An 18,890-nucleotide genomic window follows, 5' to 3' on the forward strand; every position below is an offset into this window, starting at 1 on the left:
CCGGCCCTCGATCATTCGATCCTGGGCCGGTTCGCGTTGAAATCCGGGCCCGTCTGTGGATTACTCCTGGGATGAACTCGATCTCGACAACCGAACGGCCGGCGACGCGCGCGCTACCCGGCTGGTCGGTGCCGATGGTGTTCATCATCGCGGCGACCTCGCAATATGTGGGTGCGGCACTCGGCGTCTTCCTGTTCGACACCACCGAGCCGTCCACTGTCGCCTGGTTGCGGGCCGCGGCGGCGGGGGTCGCGTTGCTGGCCTGGCGGCGGCCGTGGCGGACCCGCTGGACACGGCGGGGCATCGCGACGGCAGCGGGGTTCGGCATCGTCACCGTGTCGATGAACATCGTGTTCTACGAGGCCATCGCGCGCATCCCGCTCGGCACCGCCGTCGCCATCGAATTCCTCGGTCCGGTCGCCGTCGCGACGCTCGGCTCGCGACGGGCGCGCGACCTGCTCGCCGTGGCGCTGGTGGCGGTCGGGGTGGTGTTGCTGGCCGGTGTGCAACTCGACGTCGAGCCGGTCGGTGTGGGTTTCGCGCTCGCCTCGGCGGTGCTGTGGGCGGCCTACATCCTGGTGGGCAAACGCGTTGCCGATACGGGCGACGGCCAGGATTCCCTCGCCGTCGGGATGGCGGCCGCGGCGGTGTTGCTGGCGCCGTTCGTGCTGATCCCGCAGCTGGCGATCGATGCCGCGGTATTCGCCGACCCGCGGACCTGGCTGCTCGGTCTCGGCGTCGGCGTGCTGTCGAGCGCGGTGCCGTACGCGCTGGACCAGGTGGTGCTGACCGCCGTGGGCCGTGCGCGTTTCGCCTTGCTGCTCGCGCTGCTGCCTGCGACCGCGACCGTCGTCGGCGCGATCGCCCTCGCGCAACGACCCACCGTGCTGGAACTCGCGGGCATCGCACTGGTCATGCTGGCCTTGACGATCAGCGCGCTGCCCACCCGCCAGGCCGCGCCGGAACCGCCCGCGCCGCTGTGACCGTTCGACCCGATCGTGCCGGCGACGCCTGCTCCGCGATGGTGCTCCGACAGGCTGCGAAACCGGTGCAGGACAGCGACTCCCGTGACGCCGTCCGGCGCACGGCCGACTACCAGACCCGCGAACGCGCCGCGGCCGACACCACCGGCCTGCACCACGACCTCGCCGAAGCCGTCCGCGCTCTCGTCGGTGACGCCATCGCCGCGGGCATCCCCCCACAACCCCCGGCTGTGCGACCCCCATCGTCGATGTCCTCACCGCCCGCTACGCCACCACCTTCGACAGCCCCGGCGACACCGCACTCCGCCGCTGGATCCTCGAACGACTCGACGTAGCCGACGACCCCCGCGTACAACGCTGTTGGCGGCTACTCGGCACCGTGAACGCTTGGCCCGACCAACCCGACCTGGCCCCGATCTTCACCTGGTTCCCCCAGGCCCTGCGCGCCCACATGGCCTGAGCCGCAGGTCATCTCCGGGCCCGCCCGTTCGACGCTACTCGGCCGTGTAGCGCGTCAGTTTCCCTGAGCCAGGTAGTTGTAGATTTCGTGGACTTCGATGGTGGGCTGGTTGGGCATGCCTACTTCCATGCCGATGGGGCCGAGGGTGGATTCGGCGAAGCTCTGGAATTGCTCGGAGGTTTCCCAGACGTCGGTGACGTGGAATCCGGTGTCGGTCTTCCTGACCAGATGGAACATCAGGCCGGGGCCGCCGGAGCCGCCGTGCTTGAAGCCCATCTTCTCGAGGGCCTGGTCGTACTGTTCGAGGGTCGAGCCGGTGAATTCGAGTTCGACGGCAACCGCCATGACGGTCATCTCCTTGCGCGGTCGAGCGGTGTTGGAGTGACTTCGGGCCCGACCCGGCGAGCGGGGGGTCGCGATCGAACACCGTGATCCGGCGCTCCGATCGGATCACGATCGCTCTGCGCGGCGGCATGTATCCGCCGTCGCGATGTGGTGCGCGTCACAGTCTAGTCCGGGGGTCATCGAGCGACAAGCGACCTCGTCAGCCCGCCGGGGGCGTCGACGGTCGCCCAGATCATGCCGATCCCGGAGTCGGCGGGCGCCGTGCGCTGGCGTGGGGCAGTGCTGACCAGCTCGTAGCCGAGCCGCCGAGGTACAGCCGCACTGCGGACATTGGCCGCGTCGCAATGGATTTCGACGCGACCGATATGGGGGAGGGCGAGCGCGGCGGTGGTCAGGGCGTGGGCGGCGCGCGTGATGATTCCCCGGCCGGTGTGGGCGATATGGCACCAGTAGCCGATCTCCAGGGCGGCCGGGTCGATCCTGTCGTGGAGCCCGATGCCGCCCGCCACCTCGCCTCTCGCGGTGAAGATCCCGTAGAGGTAGCCGCCGTCGGGCGTCGGCCAGTGCGCGGTCGAGGTCTGCAGGGAACGGCGTTGCCCGGCGAGCGTCGGCGGCTGCTCGGCCCACGACATCCACGGGTGGAGGTGTGCGTGTGAGGCGCTCAGCGCGGCGAACTGGCGGGTCAGATCACCGGGGCGCCACCGGCGCAGCACCAGATCGCCCAGATCGATCCGCACCGGGGGAGTCGACCCGGGATGAGCGCTGGTGCTGATGGTCATGATCGATGATTGCGGACCCAGAGGCTCCAGGGCAACGCATTTTCCGACGTCTCGGCGACGCGCGGTCAGCGGATCCTGGCAAGGATATCGATCGCTATATCCATTGCGGCGGTGTGCATCTGGTCGTCGGTCAGTTCGAGATCGCCCATCATCGACAAGCTCCAGCTGATCGCGAGCAGCGCTTGCCGCGCGTGATAGATGTCCAGCGCGGCGGCGTCGGGCGCGGTCATGAGGTCGGCGAGCACGCGGAATTGGTAGCGCAGGCCCGCACCGAAACCGAGGTCGCGGAACGCGGGCTGGTTCTCGTGCCAGAACCTCGACGATCGGGTGGCCGAGGCCGTCGCCGCCGGATCGCGCCAGATCGTTCTACTCGGCGCGGGCCTGGACACCCGCGCGTTCCGGATGGGTCTGCCCGCCGACGTCACCGTCTACGAGCTGGACCTGCCCGAGCTGTTCGCCTTCAAGGAGCCGGTACTGCGCGCAGCGCGAGCCACGCCGACGACACAACGACACGTCCTACCGATCGACCTGCGCACCGACTGGGCTGTTCCCCTGCGCGAAAAGGGATTTCGGCCAGAGCTGCCGACCCACTGGATCGACGAGGGTGCGCTCCTGTACCTCCCACCCGAAGATCATCTCCGCACGGTGGCGATGCTGACGACGCTGTCCGCGCCCGCAGCCGATTCGGTCTCAGCCGGTTCGCGGTCGATCCCGACGCTGCGCCCTACGCCGCCGAACTGCGTCGACTCGTCTCCGGTGACGACGTGCGGATGCCGCCGCTGGAGGCCGGGCGCCCGGGGGAGCAGTGGCTCGTCGAGCACGGCTGGCACATCCGGTTCCGCGCCTGGGACGACATGATCGTTCCCCTCGGCAGAGACGTGGCGGTGAACGACCCGAAGGTCGGCGTCGTGCTCGCCGAGCGGGTGTGACGGAAGGTGAACCATGCCGCGTCGAGGCGGCGGCGGTTGTCGAGGTCGTCACGGCGACGTGAACGCGATCACCGACCGCTCGCCTCGGGGCGGTCGCCACACGGCGGCGTGGGGGTGAAACATGCGCGCTCGCTGCACTTTCGGCGTGCCTGTGATCACCGACACGGCAGCGGTCGCCCACCGGTGCTCCGTGGTGGCGCTCACAGGTGGGCCTACCTGGTCAAAGGCATCTCGCGGCGCTGATAGGCTGACGGGCGAGTTAGGCATCCTTTAACGGACCGTCCGGTGAGGCGGGGAAGGAGGTCGGCATGGCTGTGCCCGAACGGGCGGCCAGAACCGGCGCGGGTGAAACATCGCAGCGGCACACCCCGGAGTGGGTGGCAGCCGGTCGCGAGCTGTTGTCGCCATCGGACGTCACCAGGACCGTAGCGCGGATCGCGCATCAGATCATCGAGAAGACCGCCCTGGATTCCGGCGACGCCGACGCACCGCGGGTGGTTCTCATGGGAATCCCGACGCGCGGCACCACCCTGGCCAATCGGCTGGCGGACAAGATCGAGGAATTCTCCGGTGTGCGCCCCGCACTCGGCTCCCTCGACATCACGCTGTACCGCGACGACCTGCGCTCTCGCCCGCACCGCCCGCTCGAACGCACCTCGGTGCCCGACGGCGGTATCGAGAACTCGCTGGTCGTCCTCGTCGACGACGTGCTGTTCTCGGGCCGGACGGTCCGCTCCGCCCTCGACGGGCTGCGCGACCTGGGCCGCCCCCGCGCGGTGCAGCTGGCGGTCCTCATCGACCGCGGCCACCGCGAGCTGCCGATCCGCGCCGACTACGTGGGCAAGAACGTGCCGACCTCCCGCGCCGAGGACATCTCGGTGCTGATGGTCGAGCACGACGGCCGTGACGGCGTGTATCTGCATCAGGAAGGTCAAGAGCAGTGAGGGAGCGTAGCGACCGAACCATGAACACAGCCACCCAGTGGTTCACGCCGGAGCTGAGCGTCAGCGAGGTGGAGGCGTGAAGCACTTGCTGACGGTCGCCGACCTGGATCGCGGCACCGCCACCGAACTCCTCGACGAAGCCGAGCGCTTCGAACAGGCCCTGCTGGGCCGCGAGGTGAAGAAGCTGCCGACCCTGCGCGGGCGCACCGTGATGACGGTGTTCTACGAGAACTCCACCCGTACCCGCGTGTCCTTCGAGGTCGCGGGCAAGTGGATGAGCGCCGACGTGATCAACGTGAGCGCGTCGAGTTCCTCTGTCTCCAAAGGTGAATCGCTGCGCGACACCGCCCTCACCCTGCACGCGGCGGGCGCCGACGCGCTGATCGTGCGCCACCCGGCCTCGGGTGCCGCGCACCAGATCGCGCGCTGGATGGAGCAGTGGGCGCGTGAGGAGAACCGCGTCGCCCCGTCGATCATCAACGCGGGCGACGGCACCCACCAGCACCCCACCCAGGCCCTGCTCGACGCACTTACCCTGCGCCAGCGCCTCGGCGACATCGAGGGTAAGCGGATCGTGCTGGTCGGCGACATCCTGCACAGCCGGGTCGCGCGCTCGAACGTCTCCCTGCTCAACACTCTCGGTGCCGAGGTGGTCCTGGTCGCGCCGCGCACGCTGCTGCCGGTCGGCGTGGAGGCCTGGCCCTGCCGGGTCTCGTCCTCGCTGGACGCGGAACTGCCCGGTGCCGACGCGGTGATGATGTTGCGCGTGCAGGCGGAGCGGATGAACGGCGGGTTCTTCCCATCGGCCCGCGAATATTCGATCAACTACGGACTGTCCGAGCGCAGGCTCGCGCTGCTCGGCGACGACGCGGTGGTCCTGCATCCCGGCCCGATGCTGCGCGGCATGGAAATCGCCTCGGCGGTCGCGGATTCGCCGAAATCGGCTGTGCTGCAGCAGGTCTCGAACGGAGTGCACATGCGGATGGCCGTGTTGTTCCGGCTGCTCGTGGGCCAGGAGGAAACGGTATGAGTGAGCTGCTGATCAAGAACGTCAAGCCCTACGGCGAAGGCGACCCCGTCGACGTCCTGGTGCGCGACACCCTCATCGCCGACATCGGCACCGGCCTCACGGCGTCCGACGACGCCGAGGTGATCGAGGGCAACGGCCAGATCCTGCTGCCCGGCTTCGTCGACCTGCACACGCACCTGCGCGAACCCGGCCGCGAAGACACCGAGACCATCGAAACCGGTTCCGCCGCCGCCGCGCTGGGCGGTTACACCGCGGTGTTCGCGATGGCCAACACCAGCCCGGTCGCCGACTCGGTCGTCATCACCGACCACGTGTGGCGTCGCGGCCAGGAAGTCGGCCTCGTCGACGTGTTCCCGGTCGGTGCCGTGACGGTCGGTCTGCAGGGCAAGCAGCTCGCCGAGATGGGCACCATGGCCGCCGGTATCGGCCAGGTCAGGATGTTCTCCGACGACGGTCACTGCGTCGACGACCCGCTGATCATGCGACGCGCCCTCGAATACGCGAACTCCCTGGGCGTGCTCATCGCCCAGCATGCCGAGGAACCGCGCCTGACCAAGAACGCCATCGCGCACGAAGGCCCCAACGCCGCGCGCCTGGGACTGCACGGCTGGCCGCGCGCCGCCGAGGAGTCGATCGTCGCGCGTGACGCACTGCTGGCCCGCGACGCGAACGCCCGCGTGCACATCTGCCACGCCTCCACCGCAGGCACCGTCGAGCTGGTGAAATGGGCCAAGTCCCAGGGCATCTCGATCACCGCCGAGGTCACCCCGCACCATCTGCTCCTCGACGACTCGCGTCTGGAGACCTACGACGCGGTCAACAAGGTGAACCCGCCACTGCGCGAATCCACCGACGTGGCAGCCCTGCGCCAGGCCCTGGCCGACGGCATCATCGACTGTGTCGCCACCGACCACGCTCCGCACGCCGAACAGGACAAGTGCTGCGAATTCGCGGCCGCCCGCCCCGGCATGCTCGGCCTGGAGACGGCGCTGTCGATCATCGTGCAGACGATGGTCCAGCCCGGCCTGCTCGACTGGCGCGGCGTCGCGAAGGTGATGAGCGAGAAGCCCGCCGCGATCGTCGGTCTCGACGACCACGGCCGCCCGATCGCGGTCGGCGAGCCCGCCAACCTCACGCTGATCGACCCCGACGCCGAGTGGACGGTGCGCGGCGCCGAACTGGCGAGTATCTCGAACAACACACCGTTCGAGGACATGACGTTCCCGGCCGAGGTCACAGCCACCGTGCTGCGCGGCCGGGTAACTGCCCGCGAGGGCAAGGCGGTCGGGATCTAGGGAGGCCAGGACGTGGAAAGAACGCTGTGGGTAGTCGGGCTGCTGGCATTTTTCATTGTGTGCCTGTGGCTGATGTACCGGGCATGGCAGAAGAAGGCCACGCGACAGCAGGCACGCATCGGCGAACTGCCGACGGTGCCGGCCGAACTGGGCGCACAACTACTGGAACCGACCACCGGCATGTACCTGGGCAGCACCATCGCGCCCAGTTGGCAGGACCGGATCGCGGTCGGTGACCTGGGATTCCGGGCGACCGCCGAACTGACGCGGTTCGAACGCGGGATTCTGCTCGAACGCGACGGCGCCACGGTGATCTGGATTCCGCAGGAATCGGTGACAGCCGTGCGTACCGAGCGCGGACACGCGGGCAAAGTGATGACAGAAGATGGTGTGCTGGTAATTCGCTGGACACTGCCGACCGGAACCGAGATAGATACCGGATTCCGGGGCGACGACAAGACGGTGTACCCGGCCTGGACAGCTGGGGCCGCGGATTCGACCAGGGTGACGACGGGAGACGATGAATGAGCACAGTGAAGGCAGCCTTGGTGCTCGAGGACGGCCGCGTATTCCGCGGTACCGCCTTCGGCGCCGAGGGACAGACACTCGGTGAGGCCGTGTTCTGCACGGCGATGACCGGGTACCAGGAAACCCTGACCGACCCCAGCTACGCCCGCCAGATCGTGGTGGCCACGGCCCCGCAGATCGGCAACACCGGCTGGAACGACGAGGACGACGAGTCCGGCAAGATCTGGGTCGCCGGGTACGCCGTGCGCGACCCCTCGCGGGTCTCCTCCAACTGGCGCGCCACCGGCACGCTGACCGACGAGCTCGACCGCCAGGACGTGGTCGGCATCGCGGGCATCGACACCCGCGCGGTGGTCCGCCACCTGCGCAGCCGCGGTTCGATGAAGGCGGGCATCTTCTCCGGCGCCGCGCTGGCCAACGACGAGGAACTCCTCGCGAGGGTGAACGGCCAGGCCTCGATGCTGGGCGCCGACCTCGCCGAAGAGGTCAGCACCGACGCGATGTACACGATCGAACCGGTGGGCGACCATAAGTTCACCGTCGTCGCGGTCGACCTGGGCATCAAGACCAACACCCCGCGCATGTTCGCCGAGCGCGGTGTGCGCACCCACGTGGTGCCGTCGAACACCTCCCTCGACGACATCCTCGCGCTGAACCCCAACGGCGTGTTCCTGTCCAACGGTCCCGGCGACCCGGCCACCCAGACCGGCGCCATCGCGCTCACCCAGGGCGTGCTCGAGCGCGGAATCCCGCTGTTCGGCATCTGCTTCGGCAACCAGATCCTGGGCCGGGCACTGGGTCGCAAGACCTACAAGATGAAGTTCGGCCACCGCGGCATCAACATCCCGGTGATCGAAGAGGGCACCGGCCGCGTGTCCATCACCGCCCAGAACCACGGCTTCGCCCTCGAAGGCGAGCGCGGCGAGGTGTTCGACACCCCATTCGGCAAGGCCGAGGTCTCCCACATCTGCGCCAACGACGGCACCGTCGAAGGGGTCCGGCTGATCGACGGCCGCGCCTTCTCGGTGCAGTACCACCCCGAGGCCGCCGCAGGCCCGCACGACGCCGCATATCTGTTCGACCGTTTCGCCGGTCTCATGGAAGGAGCCTGATGCCTCGCCGCGAGGATCTGAAGCACATCCTGGTGATCGGCTCTGGCCCGATCGTGATCGGCCAGGCGTGCGAATTCGACTACTCCGGTACCCAGGCGTGCCGGGTGCTGCGGTCCGAGGGACTGCGCGTTTCGCTGGTGAACTCCAACCCGGCGACCATCATGACCGACCCGGAGTTCGCCGACGCCACCTACGTCGAGCCGATCACCCCGGAGTTCGTCGAGAAGGTCATCGAGAAGGAACGCCCCGACGCGATCCTGGCCACCCTCGGTGGACAGACCGCGCTCAACACCGCGGTCGCGCTGCACGAGAACGGTGTGCTGCAGAAGTACAACGTCGAGCTGATCGGCGCCGACTTCGACGCCATCCAGCGCGGTGAGGACCGGCAGAAGTTCAAGGACATCGTCGCCAAGGTCGGCGGCGAGAGTGCCCGCAGCGCCGTCTGTTACACCATGGACGAAGTCCGCGAGACCGTCGCCGACCTCGGTTACCCCGTGGTCGTGCGCCCCTCGTTCACCATGGGCGGGCTCGGCTCCGGCATGGCCTACAACGAGGAAGACCTCGACCGCATCGCCGGTGGCGGCCTGTCCGCCTCGCCGACCGCGAACGTCCTGATCGAGGAGTCCATCCTCGGTTGGAAGGAGTTCGAGCTCGAGCTCATGCGCGACCGCAACGACAACGTGGTCATCGTCTGCTCGATCGAGAACGTCGACCCGATGGGTGTGCACACCGGTGACTCGGTCACCGTCGCCCCCGCGATGACCCTCACCGACCGCGAGTACCAGAAGATGCGCGATCTCGGCATCGCGATCCTGCGCGAGGTCGGCGTCGACACCGGTGGCTGCAACATCCAGTTCGCGGTGGATCCGGCCGACGGTCGCCTGATCGTCATCGAGATGAACCCCCGCGTCTCGCGCTCCTCGGCGCTGGCGTCGAAGGCCACCGGCTTCCCGATCGCCAAGATCGCCGCCAAGCTGGCCATCGGCTACACCCTCGACGAGATCGTCAACGACATCACCGGCGAGACCCCGGCATCGTTCGAGCCGACGCTGGACTACGTCGTGGTGAAGGCGCCGCGGTTCGCGTTCGAGAAGTTCCCCGGCGCCGACGCCACGCTGACCACCACCATGAAGTCGGTGGGCGAGGCGATGTCGATGGGTCGCAACTTCTCCGAGGCCCTCGGCAAGGTACTGCGCTCGCTCGAGACCAAGGCCGCCAGCTTCTGGACCACCGACGACGGCCAGTGGGCCCCGGCGGATCCGAGCGATCCGGCGTCGGTGCGCGAGGCGATCGAGGCCATCCTCGCCGACCTGCGCGTGCCGACCGAAGGTCGCATCTACCAGGTCGAACGGGCGCTGCGCTACGGCGCGAGCATCGAAGAGGTCGCGCTGGCCTCCGGTGTCGACCCGTGGTTCGTCGCCGAGGTGCTCGGCCTGGTCGAGCTGCGTCTGGAAGTTCTCGACGCGCCCGTCCTCGACGAGGATCTGCTGCGTCGCGCCAAGCACTACGGCCTGTCGGACCGTCAGCTGGCGGCACTGCGCCCCGAGCTGGCGGGCGAGGCGGGCGTGCGCTCGCTGCGTCACCGCCTCCAGGTACGCCCGGTCTACAAGACCGTCGACACCTGCGCCGCGGAGTTCGAGGCCAAGACCCCGTACCACTACAGCACCTACGAGCTGGATCCCGGCGCGGAGTCCGAGGTCGCGCCGCAGCGTGAGCGCGAGAAGGTCATCATCCTGGGCTCGGGCCCGAACCGCATCGGTCAGGGCATCGAGTTCGACTACTCGTGTGTGCACGCGGCACAGACCCTGTCGGCCGCCGGGTACGAGACCGTGATGGTCAACTGCAACCCCGAGACCGTCTCCACCGACTACGACACCGCCGATCGTCTCTACTTCGAGCCGCTCACCTTCGAGGACGTCCTCGAGGTGTACAACGCCGAAGCCGAGTCGGGCACCGTCGCCGGTGTGATCGTGCAGCTCGGCGGCCAGACCCCGCTGGGCCTGGCGCAGCGGCTCACCGACGCGGGCGTGCCCGTGGTCGGTACCTCCGCGGCCGCGATCGACCTGGCCGAGGACCGTGGCGAATTCGGTGACGTGCTCGTCGCCGCCGGACTGCCCGCGCCCAAGTACGGCACCGCCACCACGGTGGCCCAGGCCAAGAAGATCGCGAACGAGATCGGCTATCCGGTGCTGGTCCGCCCGTCCTACGTGCTGGGCGGGCGCGGCATGGAGATCGTCTACGACGAGCAGTCCCTCGAGGGCTACATCTCCCGCGCCACCGAACTGAACCCGGACCACCCGGTGCTGGTCGACCGCTTCCTCGAAGACGCCATCGAGATCGACGTCGACGCGCTGTGCGACGGCGACGAGGTCTACCTCGGCGGCGTGATGGAACACATCGAGGAGGCCGGTATCCACTCCGGTGACTCCGCCTGCGCGCTGCCCCCGATCACCTTGGGCCGCAGCGACATCGAGGCCGTGCGTCGCTCCACCATCGCGCTGGCCAAGGGCATCGGCGTCAAGGGCCTGCTCAACGTGCAGTACGCCCTCAAGGACGACGTGCTCTACGTCCTGGAAGCCAATCCCCGGGCGAGCCGGACGGTTCCGTTCGTCTCCAAGGCCACCGCCGTACCCCTCGCAAAGGCCTGCGCGCGCGTCATGCTCGGCGCCACCATCGCCGACCTGCGCAAGGAAGGCATGCTGCCGCTCGAGGGCGACGGCGGTCACGTGCCGCTGGACGCGCCGGTCGCGGTGAAGGAAGCCGTGCTGCCCTTCCACCGGTTCCGTCGCGCCGACGGCTCCGGCATCGACTCGTTGCTCTCCCCGGAGATGAAGTCCACCGGTGAGGTCATGGGCATCGACGCCGACTTCGGCACCGCCTTCGCCAAGAGCCAGGCCGCCGCCTACGGCTCGCTGCCGACCGAGGGCACCGTGTTCGTCTCGATCGCCAACCGCGACAAGCGCGCCATGGTGTTCCCGATCAAGCGCCTGCACGACCTGGGCTTCCGCATCCTCGCCACCGAGGGCACCGCGGAAACCCTGCGCCGCAACGGCATTCCCTGCGAACAGGCACGCAAGCACTCCGATCCGGAATCCACCGATCCGGCCACCGGCATGCCGGAGGCCTCGATCGTGGAGCAGATCCGCGACGGCGAGATCGACATCGTGTTCAACACCCCCTACGGCAACTCGGGCCCCCGCGTGGACGGCTACGAGATCCGCACCGCCGCGGTGGGCGCGAACATCCCGTGCATCACCACCGTGCAGGGCGCGGCGGCCGCGGTGCAGGGCATCGAGGCCGGCATCAACGGCGGTATCGGGGTGCGCTCGCTGCAGGAACTGCACTCGAAACTGCGTGGCTGACATGACATTCGGTCACCGATTGCAGCACGCCATGCGGCAGTTCGGACCCGTGTGCGTCGGCATCGACCCCCACCCCGCGCTGCTGCGGGCGTGGGGGCTCACCGAAGACGTCGACGGGCTCGAGGCGTTCGCCGAGATCTGCGTCGAGGCCTTCGACGGTCGCGTCGCTCTGGTGAAGCCGCAGGTCGCGTTCTTCGAGACCTACGGTTCCGGCGGCATCGCGGTGCTCGAGCGCACCATCTCGGTGCTGCGGGCCTCGGGCACCCTGGTGCTGGCCGATGCCAAGCGGGGCGACATCGGCTCCACCATGGATGCCTACGCGCATGCTTGGCTCGGCGACGGACCACTGAGTTCGGACGCCGTGACGGTGTCGCCGTACCTCGGATTCGGCTCCCTCGATCCGGCTCTGAGCCTGGCGAAGGACAATCACCGTGGGGTGTTCGTGCTTTCGGCGACCTCGAATCCCGAAGGGGCGCAACTGCAGCGGATCACCGCCGCGGACGGGCGCACCATCGCGCAGACGATGGTCGACGAGGCCGCGGCTCGCAATGCCGGGTCCGGTTTCGGCTCCGTCGGCGTGGTCGTCGGTGCGACGCTCACCGAGGCGCCCGACCTGTCGGCCCTCAACGGCCCGATCCTGATGCCCGGTGTCGGCGCGCAGGGCGGGGGAGCGGACTCCATCCGCGCCCTGGTCACCGAGGCGAACTTCGCCGCCGCCGTCCCCGCGGTGTCGCGCGAGGTTCTCAACGTGGGCCCGTCGGTGACGGCGCTGTGCGACAAAACGGCTCAGCTGCAAGAGGAGTTCGCCTTCCTGCAGCGCTGATGAACGCCATGGCGGGCCGGGGTAGCGACACGCTGCCCCGGCCTCGTCGTTGCCGCGTCCCACTGCCAGAGGAGAACTCCGTCAGGCGAGGCAGTAGGTCGCGGTGACCGTGGCGAACAGCGACAGTGCGTCCGACGACGCCGCCGAGCCGAGAACCATCGTCAGCGACCGTCCGTCGGTCGAACGGAACGCGTACGAGACGTAGCCGAGCAGTTCACCGCCGTGCCCCCAGAGGTCGGCGCCACACGGAGGGTCGAAACGCTGTAGGCCTAGGCCGTAGTGGAAACCCATGCCCATCGGGACTGTCTCCCGCATCCGGTCCAACGACGCCGGGCTCAGTAGGCGTCCACCGAGCAGTGCGGCGAAGAATGCGTCGAGATCGGCTGTGGTGGAGATCATTTCGCCAGCGGCCCAGTCCAGTGAGGGGTTCATCTCGCTCACGTCCACGCCGCCGGCACCGTCGATGGCACGGTGCGCGGTGAGGGCGGGCGCGGGAATGCGAGGGTCGTCGCCGGGCACGGTGGTGGCGGTCAACCGCAGCGGAGTGAGGAGACGGTCGCGGATCTCGTCGCCGTAGCGGTGCCCGGTCACGTGCTCGATCAGCAGGCCGAGCGCGATGTAGTTGGTGTTCGAATACCGGAAGCGGGCGCCCGGTGCGAAATAGGGGTCGTGGCGCATCGCGGTGGCGAGCAGATCGCGCGGCGCGTACGCGCGGAAACGGTCGTCGCCGCGCCACCGGTTCGTCGACATGCCCGGCTCCTTCATGTAGTCGTAGAGCCCGCTGGTGTGATTCATCAACTGCCGCACCGTGATCCGGTCACCGCCGGTGATCGGCTCCGGCAGCTGCGCGGCGATCGGGCCGTCGAGCTCGACTCTGCCCTCATCGACCAGTTGCAGCACCACGGTGGCGACGAAGGTCTTGGTGATGCTGCCGATCCGGAACCTGCTGTGCGGTCCCGGTGTACTCGTCTGCCCGGCGGCGCTGCCTTCGTGGTGCCATTCGCGCAGCCGCTCGCCGTCGGAGACCCGCACCACCACGTCGGTGTCGTTCCAGCGCGCCGCGGCCTCGACCGTATCCCCGACGACCCGCCACCGTGCCGTCACGAGGACGAGAGCGGCCACCAATGTGGCTGTCACAACGGTGCCCACCATGACCACTGTGGCCCGAAAGAGTTTCTGTCGCATAGCTTTCGACGCTAAGTAGCTGTTCGGACCGTTGCGATGGTGTACGCCCCGCGAGGGGGGTGTGGAAAACCCCACCCCCCGACTGCGGTCGTACCGCGTCGACCGGGTGGTTGACGCTACTGATCACCGCGCCTGGGCTCCTTAGCGTCGAAAACATGGATACGACAGGGAATTCGACCGAACTGACCGGCATCGCGGGCTGGGCCGTCCAGTTGATGGAACAGCTCGGAGGCTTCGGCGCCGGCCTCGCGATCGCACTCGAGAACCTCTTCCCGCCGCTGCCCAGCGAGGTGATCCTGCCACTGGCGGGCTTCACCGCCGGTCTCGGCCGATTCAGCCTGGCCGAGGTCCTGCTGTGGACCACCCTCGGCTCGGTCGTCGGCGCGCTCGCCCTCTACGGACTCGGCGCCGCGCTCGGCCGTGACCGCCTGCGCCGCATCGTCGAAGGGCTACCCCTGGTCCGCGTGTCCGACCTGGACCGCACCGAGGACTGGTTCGCCCGCCACGGCGACAAAGCGGTCTTCTTCGGTCGGATGATCCCCATCTTCCGCAGCCTGATCTCGATTCCCGCAGGTGTCGAACGCATGCCCCTCGGCCGGTTCACGCTGCTGACCACGGCGGGCAGCCTGGTGTGGAACGCGATCTTCGTGCTCGCGGGCTACTTCCTCGGCGAGAACTGGCACGTCGTCGAGACCTGTGCGGGCATCCTGCAGAAGGCCGTGATCGCCGCCGTCCTCGTGGCCGCGACCGTGTTCGTCGTGCGGCGGGTGCGTCAGCGGCAGGCGCACGCGAGAATTGGGCGATGAGCACCTCCTCGGCGCGGTCGTCACGCGTCGCCGCCCCGGTCGCGGGTTATCTGCTCGGCGTGCTCACGGTGCCGCTCGACCTGCTCGGTGTCCTCGCCGTGCCGATCGCGGCGAACCTCACCGACCGGATCGCCCAGGGCGAGCACCGGCGCCTCACCCGGTTGCTCGGCGTGCGGTCGCACGGCGTGCCGAGTGGACCGCGCGCCGCGGGGTACCTGGCTGCCCGCGCACTGGTCGGCGTGCTCGGTGCGCTGGTGCTGGCCCTGTCGGGGCTGGGTGTCGTCGTCGCGGTGGCCGTGGTCTACGGCGCCTGCACCGGCGCCGCGGTGCCGATCATCGACGCGACCGAACCCGGGCAGGTCACCTGGGCGACGGTCACCGTGCTGGCACTTCCCGGCGCGGTGCTCTGTTTCCTGGCCGTGCAGGGCTTGCTCGGAGTGGTGCGTGCCGAAGCCTGGTGCCTGCGGCGGAGCACCCGCCCAGGACCGGACGAACTGGCGCGGCGGGTCGCCCAGCTCACCACCACCCGCGCCGAGGTGGTCGAGGTGATCGACGACGAACGTCGCCGGATCGAACGTGATCTGCACGATGGTGTGCAGCAGCGGGTGGTCGCGTTGTCGATCCTGCTCGGCCGGATGGATCGCGCGGCCGACGAGGACGGGCGCGCCGACCTGCGCCGGCGCGCGATCGCCGAGACCGGGCACATCCTCGACGAACTGCGCGAGGTCTCCTGGCGGATCTACCCGGCCATGCTCGACCGCGACGGCCTGCGCGCCGCCCTCGAAGCCCTCACCGACCGAACCCCGATTCCGACTCGACTGACCGTCGACCTCGACGAACGCGCACCCCGCCCGGTCGAATCGGCCTGCTACTTCACCGCCAGCGAGGCGATCACCAACGCCATCAAGCATTCCGGCGCCACGGCCATCGAGGTCGGCGTTCAGCGTGCGGGCCCGACCGTGCGCCTGTGGGTACACGACGACGGACAGGGCGGCGCCGACCCCACCGGGCACGGCCTGACCGGCATCGCCACCCGCGTCACCGCGCTGGACGGCACCATGGCGGTGGACAGCCCGCTGGGCGGCCCGACGATCATCACTGTGGAGGTTCCGTGCGGATAACCCTGGCCGAGGACTCCGCGCTGCTGCGCGAGAGCCTGGCCCAGCTGCTCACCGCGGAGGGACACGAGATCGTGGACTCCGTCGGCACCGGGACCGAACTGCTCGCCGCCGTGCGGGTGCGCCCGCCCGACCTGGTCATCGCCGATGTGCGGATGCCGCCCGACCACGTCGACGAGGGGATCAGAGCGGCCCTGGAAATCCGTCGCGACCAGCCGGGGGTCGCCGTCCTGGTGCTGTCACAGTACGTCGAGCGCAGGCACGCGGCGGAGTTCCTCACCGGCACCGGCGGCATCGGCTACCTGCTCAAGGACCGGGTCGCCGCGATCGGCTCGTTCCTCGATGCCGTCGACCGGGTGGGCGCGGGCGGCACCGCCTTCGACCCGGAGGTGGTTCGCCAACTCCTGCTGCACAATCGCGCCGACTCGCCGCTGCACCGGCTCACCGAGCGCGAACGCGAAGTGCTCGAACTCATGGCGCAGGGTCTGAGCAACGCGGCGATCTGCGGACAGCTCTACGTCACCCGCAGCGCGGTCGAGAAACACATCAACGCGATCTTCACCAAGCTGGATCTGCCGGTCGGTGAGGCGCACAACCGGCGGGTGCTCGCCATCCTGCAGCACCTGCGGGCGGGTGCGGCGCAGGGCTGACCGCTCAGGCCGCCGCCCGCGCGTTCCTGGCCCGCCACCAGCCGAACGCGCCGACACCGAGCGGCAGCAGCACCGTGACGAACCCCGACAGCGGCATGAACGCGAGCCCGAACACCGTGGCGACGCCGAGCACGAGCAGCACCGTGCCGGGCACGTACCCCAGTGCGCGCTCCAGCGCGATCATCGCGAGGCCGAAACCGATGCTGACCACGCCGAACTCGGTGAACCAGAAGGTGAGCTCCACGTCCTGATCGCCGGCGGCGAACACGGCGACGCCGAGCGCGGTGTGCACCGTGCCGATGAATGTCAGGAGGGTTCCGGCGAGTGGAAATCTTGTTCTTGAATCCATATTCATAAACTGTGCCACTAGGCTGATCCGGTGGCAAGACCCCGCCTTTTCACCGATGAGCAGGTGCTCGACGCGGCGCGCGATCTGCTCGCCGACCCCGCGATCACCCGGCCCACCATCACGGCGATCACCAGGGCCGCCGGCGTGCACTCCGGGTCGATCTATGTGCGTTTCGCCTCACGTGACGAACTGCTCGCCCGCCTGTGGCTGCGGTCGATCCGCCGATTCCACGAGGGCTTCATCGCGGCACTGACCGGCCCCACGCCGCTGCTGGCCGCCGCCACGTTTCTGCCGCGCTATTGCCGCGCGCACCCGACCGAGGCGCGGGCGATGAAGATGTTCCATCGTGACGAACTGCTCGAGGTCGGTACCGAGGATCTGCGGGCCGCCATCGCCGGTGTCAACGACGAGATGAACGCCGCGCTGCTGACTGCCGCGGTGACCGAATTCGGGGTCGCCGACGACCGCTCGCTGGCCATCGCGGGCGCCGCCGTGAAGGCGATTCCGTACGGTCTGGTCCGCGATTACATCGCCCGCGCCGCCCCGATTCCGGACTGGATCGACGACGTCGTAGCGACCGCGTCGGGTGCGGTTCTCGACCGGTTTCGGGCCCGATCGTGACGACACGCTGTGCGAAATCGGGCGACACGCGGGCTTTTTCAGGAAACCCGCTGGTCGCGCGCCACCGGGTTTGCCAGGGCGGCGCCCGGCACTCACGCTACCTGGTGGCTATCATCGCCCATATCGGTATAACCGCAGGTGAGGATGCATTTAAGCAATTCGGCTGTACGATCGAGACGGCGGAATCAGCGGTCACCGCATCGGGTCCGCGCGCGCCATACGGCATGCGTAATCCTGCCCTGACCTGGGGGTCGGGTTCGCAATCGGCGCGCACCGTGGGTACGGTCGCACAGACCGTCCGGGTAACCGGCGGTAGATCTGGCAATGAACGATGAGACGGAGGAACCCGTGGCCCTTCCCCAGCTGACTGATGAGCAGCGCGCCGCTGCTCTGGAGAAGGCGGCTGCCGCTCGCCGCGCTCGGGCAGAGCTCAAGGAGCGCCTGAAGCGCGGTGGAACGAACCTGAAGCAGGTCCTCACCGATGCCGAGTCCGATGAGATTCTCGGCAAGATGAAGGTTTCTGCGCTGCTCGAGGCTCTGCCGAAGGTGGGCAAGGTCAAGGCGGCGGAGATCATGACCGAGCTGGAGATCGCGCCTACGCGTCGTCTCCGTGGTCTCGGTGCCCGGCAGCGCGCAGCGCTGCTCACCCGCTTCGACTTCGACGCCTAAAGTCTGGTGGACAAAAACACGCGGAAGGGCCGGCTGGTAGTACTGGTCGGCCCCTCGGCCGTGGGTAAATCCACGGTCGTGCGGTGCGTGCGGGAACGCCTGCCCGAACTGGTTTTCAGTGTGTCGGCCACCACCAGGGACCCCCGTCCCGGCGAGGTCGACGGTCTCGATTACCGCTTCGTTTCCCGAGTCGAGTTCGACGCCATGATCGCGGCGGACGAACTGCTCGAATGGGCAGACATCCATGGGGGGTTGCAGCGATCGGGCACCCCCGCCGCCCCGGTGCGAGAAGCGCTGGCGAGCGGACTTTCAGTACTGATCGAAGTCGACCTGGCCGGTGCACGGTCGGTCCGGCAGGCGATGCCGGAAGCACTGCTGGTGTTTCTCGCCCCGCCGAGCTGGGAAGAACTGGTCTCGCGGTTGCGTTCGCGCGGCACCGAGACGCCCGAGGTGATCGAGCGCAGGCTCGAGACGGCCCGGGTCGAATTGGCGGCCTGTGACGAGTTCGACACGGTCATCGTGAACAGCGAGGTAACGACCGCTTGTGAGCAGTTGGTATCGTTGTTCGTTAGCACAAATTCGAGTTCTTGACCCACTAACCCGCAGGAGCCACCCCTAGTGAGCACGGACATCACCGCAGTACCCGCGTACGACACTCCGATCGGCCTCACCAACCCCCCGATCGACGAGCTGCTCGAGCGCACGTCCTCCAAGTACGCCCTCGTGATCTACGCGGCCAAGCGCGCCCGTCAGATCAACGATTACTACAACCAGCTCGGTGACGGCATCCTCGAGTACGTCGGCCCGCTCGTCGAGCCGGGTCTGCAGGAGAAGCCGCTGTCGGTCGCCATGCGCGAAATCCACTCCGACCTGCTCGAACACACCGAGGGCGAGTGACAATC

Annotated in this window: 22 protein-coding genes and 1 pseudogene; 18 read left to right on the forward strand and 5 right to left on the reverse strand. The window is 68.6% G+C overall.

Annotation, left to right across the window (positions count from 1 at the left end; genetic code table 11):
• Positions 1-71: 71 nt before the first annotated feature.
• Together ACFVJ5_RS01170 and ACFVJ5_RS01175 are read left to right on the forward strand one after the other, a co-directional pair.
• On the forward strand, positions 72-983 hold the full coding sequence (locus ACFVJ5_RS01170) for a DMT family transporter (protein ID WP_379217883.1): 912 nt from the start codon (positions 72-74) through the stop codon (positions 981-983).
• A gap of 65 nt (positions 984-1,048) precedes the next feature.
• Positions 1,049-1,318 carry a hypothetical protein gene (locus ACFVJ5_RS01175; protein WP_379217884.1) on the forward strand — a complete coding sequence of 90 codons (270 nt, stop codon included), beginning with the start codon at positions 1,049-1,051 and terminating at the stop codon, positions 1,316-1,318.
• A gap of 179 nt (positions 1,319-1,497) precedes the next feature.
• Here ACFVJ5_RS01175 and ACFVJ5_RS01180 read toward each other — a convergent pair whose 3' ends face one another.
• The 3 genes from ACFVJ5_RS01180 to ACFVJ5_RS01190 all read right to left on the reverse strand — a co-directional run bounded on the left by ACFVJ5_RS01180 (position 1,498) and on the right by ACFVJ5_RS01190 (position 2,956).
• Positions 1,498-1,788, reverse strand: coding sequence for a hypothetical protein (locus ACFVJ5_RS01180; RefSeq protein ID WP_379217886.1), 291 nt, complete (start codon positions 1,786-1,788; stop codon positions 1,498-1,500).
• A 176-nt stretch (positions 1,789-1,964) separates the two neighbouring features.
• Complete coding sequence (locus ACFVJ5_RS01185; RefSeq protein ID WP_379217888.1) at positions 1,965-2,567, reverse strand: GNAT family N-acetyltransferase; 603 nt, start codon at positions 2,565-2,567, stop codon at positions 1,965-1,967.
• Positions 2,568-2,632: 65 nt separating this feature from the next.
• Positions 2,633-2,956 (reverse strand): hypothetical protein, encoded by a 324-nt coding sequence (locus ACFVJ5_RS01190; protein WP_379219816.1) that lies wholly within the window; start codon positions 2,954-2,956, stop codon positions 2,633-2,635.
• Here ACFVJ5_RS01190 and ACFVJ5_RS01195 point away from each other — a divergent pair.
• The 9 genes and pseudogenes from ACFVJ5_RS01195 to pyrF all read left to right on the forward strand — a co-directional run.
• Positions 2,895-3,185 (forward strand): annotated as a pseudogene (locus ACFVJ5_RS01195) (class I SAM-dependent methyltransferase); the annotation flags it as partial. The gene ACFVJ5_RS01190 and the pseudogene ACFVJ5_RS01195 overlap by 62 nt on opposite strands.
• Positions 3,186-3,337: 152 nt before the next feature.
• Positions 3,338-3,496 (forward strand): hypothetical protein, encoded by a 159-nt coding sequence (locus ACFVJ5_RS01200; RefSeq protein WP_379219817.1) that lies wholly within the window; start codon positions 3,338-3,340, stop codon positions 3,494-3,496.
• 308 nt (positions 3,497-3,804) lie between these two features.
• Entirely contained in the window at positions 3,805-4,440 is a 636-nt protein-coding gene (gene pyrR, locus ACFVJ5_RS01205; RefSeq protein WP_379217890.1) for a bifunctional pyr operon transcriptional regulator/uracil phosphoribosyltransferase PyrR, read from the forward strand.
• A 76-nt stretch (positions 4,441-4,516) separates the two neighbouring features.
• Positions 4,517-5,470, forward strand: a complete 954-nt coding sequence (locus ACFVJ5_RS01210) for an aspartate carbamoyltransferase catalytic subunit (RefSeq protein ID WP_379217892.1) — start codon at positions 4,517-4,519, stop codon at positions 5,468-5,470.
• Entirely contained in the window at positions 5,467-6,765 is a 1,299-nt protein-coding gene (locus tag ACFVJ5_RS01215) for a dihydroorotase (protein ID WP_379217894.1), read from the forward strand. The genes ACFVJ5_RS01210 and ACFVJ5_RS01215 overlap by 4 nt, the downstream gene beginning before the upstream one ends.
• A gap of 12 nt (positions 6,766-6,777) precedes the next feature.
• Complete coding sequence (locus ACFVJ5_RS01220) at positions 6,778-7,293, forward strand: transporter (RefSeq protein WP_379217896.1); 516 nt, start codon at positions 6,778-6,780, stop codon at positions 7,291-7,293.
• Positions 7,290-8,405, forward strand: coding sequence for a glutamine-hydrolyzing carbamoyl-phosphate synthase small subunit (carA, locus tag ACFVJ5_RS01225; protein ID WP_379217898.1), 1,116 nt, complete (start codon positions 7,290-7,292; stop codon positions 8,403-8,405). The genes ACFVJ5_RS01220 and carA overlap by 4 nt, the downstream gene beginning before the upstream one ends.
• The gene (gene carB, locus ACFVJ5_RS01230) at positions 8,405-11,767 is read left to right on the forward strand and encodes a carbamoyl-phosphate synthase large subunit (RefSeq protein ID WP_379217900.1); all 3,363 of its coding nucleotides are present in this window, start codon (positions 8,405-8,407) and stop codon (positions 11,765-11,767) included. The genes carA and carB overlap by 1 nt, the downstream gene beginning before the upstream one ends.
• 1 nt (position 11,768) lies before the next feature.
• Positions 11,769-12,590 (forward strand): orotidine-5'-phosphate decarboxylase, encoded by an 822-nt coding sequence (gene pyrF, locus ACFVJ5_RS01235; protein WP_379217902.1) that lies wholly within the window; start codon positions 11,769-11,771, stop codon positions 12,588-12,590.
• Between the two features lie 81 nt (positions 12,591-12,671).
• Here pyrF and ACFVJ5_RS01240 read toward each other — a convergent pair whose 3' ends face one another.
• Entirely contained in the window at positions 12,672-13,727 is a 1,056-nt protein-coding gene (locus ACFVJ5_RS01240) for a serine hydrolase domain-containing protein (protein WP_379217903.1), read from the reverse strand.
• A 203-nt stretch (positions 13,728-13,930) separates the two neighbouring features.
• Between ACFVJ5_RS01240 and ACFVJ5_RS01245 the strand changes: the two genes are divergently transcribed.
• The 3 genes from ACFVJ5_RS01245 to ACFVJ5_RS01255 are packed head-to-tail and all read left to right on the forward strand — an operon-like array spanning position 13,931 to position 16,349.
• A complete protein-coding gene (locus ACFVJ5_RS01245) occupies positions 13,931-14,581 on the forward strand; it encodes a DedA family protein (RefSeq protein WP_379217905.1) in 651 nt (216 codons plus the stop codon).
• On the forward strand, positions 14,578-15,702 hold the full coding sequence (locus ACFVJ5_RS01250) for a sensor histidine kinase (RefSeq protein WP_379217907.1): 1,125 nt from the start codon (positions 14,578-14,580) through the stop codon (positions 15,700-15,702). The genes ACFVJ5_RS01245 and ACFVJ5_RS01250 overlap by 4 nt, the downstream gene beginning before the upstream one ends.
• Positions 15,693-16,349 carry a response regulator gene (locus ACFVJ5_RS01255; RefSeq protein ID WP_378627026.1) on the forward strand — a complete coding sequence of 219 codons (657 nt, stop codon included), beginning with the start codon at positions 15,693-15,695 and terminating at the stop codon, positions 16,347-16,349. The genes ACFVJ5_RS01250 and ACFVJ5_RS01255 overlap by 10 nt, the downstream gene beginning before the upstream one ends.
• A 4-nt stretch (positions 16,350-16,353) precedes the next feature.
• On the opposite strand, the gene ACFVJ5_RS01260 is transcribed toward ACFVJ5_RS01255, so the two are convergent.
• The gene (locus tag ACFVJ5_RS01260; protein ID WP_379217909.1) at positions 16,354-16,698 is read right to left on the reverse strand and encodes a DUF6463 family protein; all 345 of its coding nucleotides are present in this window, start codon (positions 16,696-16,698) and stop codon (positions 16,354-16,356) included.
• A 30-nt stretch (positions 16,699-16,728) separates the two neighbouring features.
• Between ACFVJ5_RS01260 and ACFVJ5_RS01265 the strand changes: the two genes are divergently transcribed.
• The 4 genes from ACFVJ5_RS01265 (at position 16,729) to rpoZ (ending at position 18,885) form a co-directional block, all read left to right on the forward strand.
• Positions 16,729-17,319 (forward strand): TetR/AcrR family transcriptional regulator, encoded by a 591-nt coding sequence (locus ACFVJ5_RS01265; RefSeq protein WP_379217911.1) that lies wholly within the window; start codon positions 16,729-16,731, stop codon positions 17,317-17,319.
• Between the two features lie 348 nt (positions 17,320-17,667).
• Positions 17,668-17,988 (forward strand): integration host factor, actinobacterial type, encoded by a 321-nt coding sequence (mihF, locus tag ACFVJ5_RS01270; protein ID WP_056815410.1) that lies wholly within the window; start codon positions 17,668-17,670, stop codon positions 17,986-17,988.
• Positions 17,989-17,994: 6 nt separating this feature from the next.
• Complete coding sequence (gmk, locus tag ACFVJ5_RS01275; RefSeq protein WP_056810544.1) at positions 17,995-18,579, forward strand: guanylate kinase; 585 nt, start codon at positions 17,995-17,997, stop codon at positions 18,577-18,579.
• 27 nt (positions 18,580-18,606) lie between these two features.
• Complete coding sequence (gene rpoZ / locus ACFVJ5_RS01280; protein ID WP_056810542.1) at positions 18,607-18,885, forward strand: DNA-directed RNA polymerase subunit omega; 279 nt, start codon at positions 18,607-18,609, stop codon at positions 18,883-18,885.
• Positions 18,886-18,890: the final 5 nt, after the last annotated feature.

Source organism: Nocardia sp. NPDC127606 (assembly GCF_042671725.1).
Lineage (GTDB): Bacteria > Actinomycetota > Actinomycetes > Mycobacteriales > Mycobacteriaceae > Nocardia.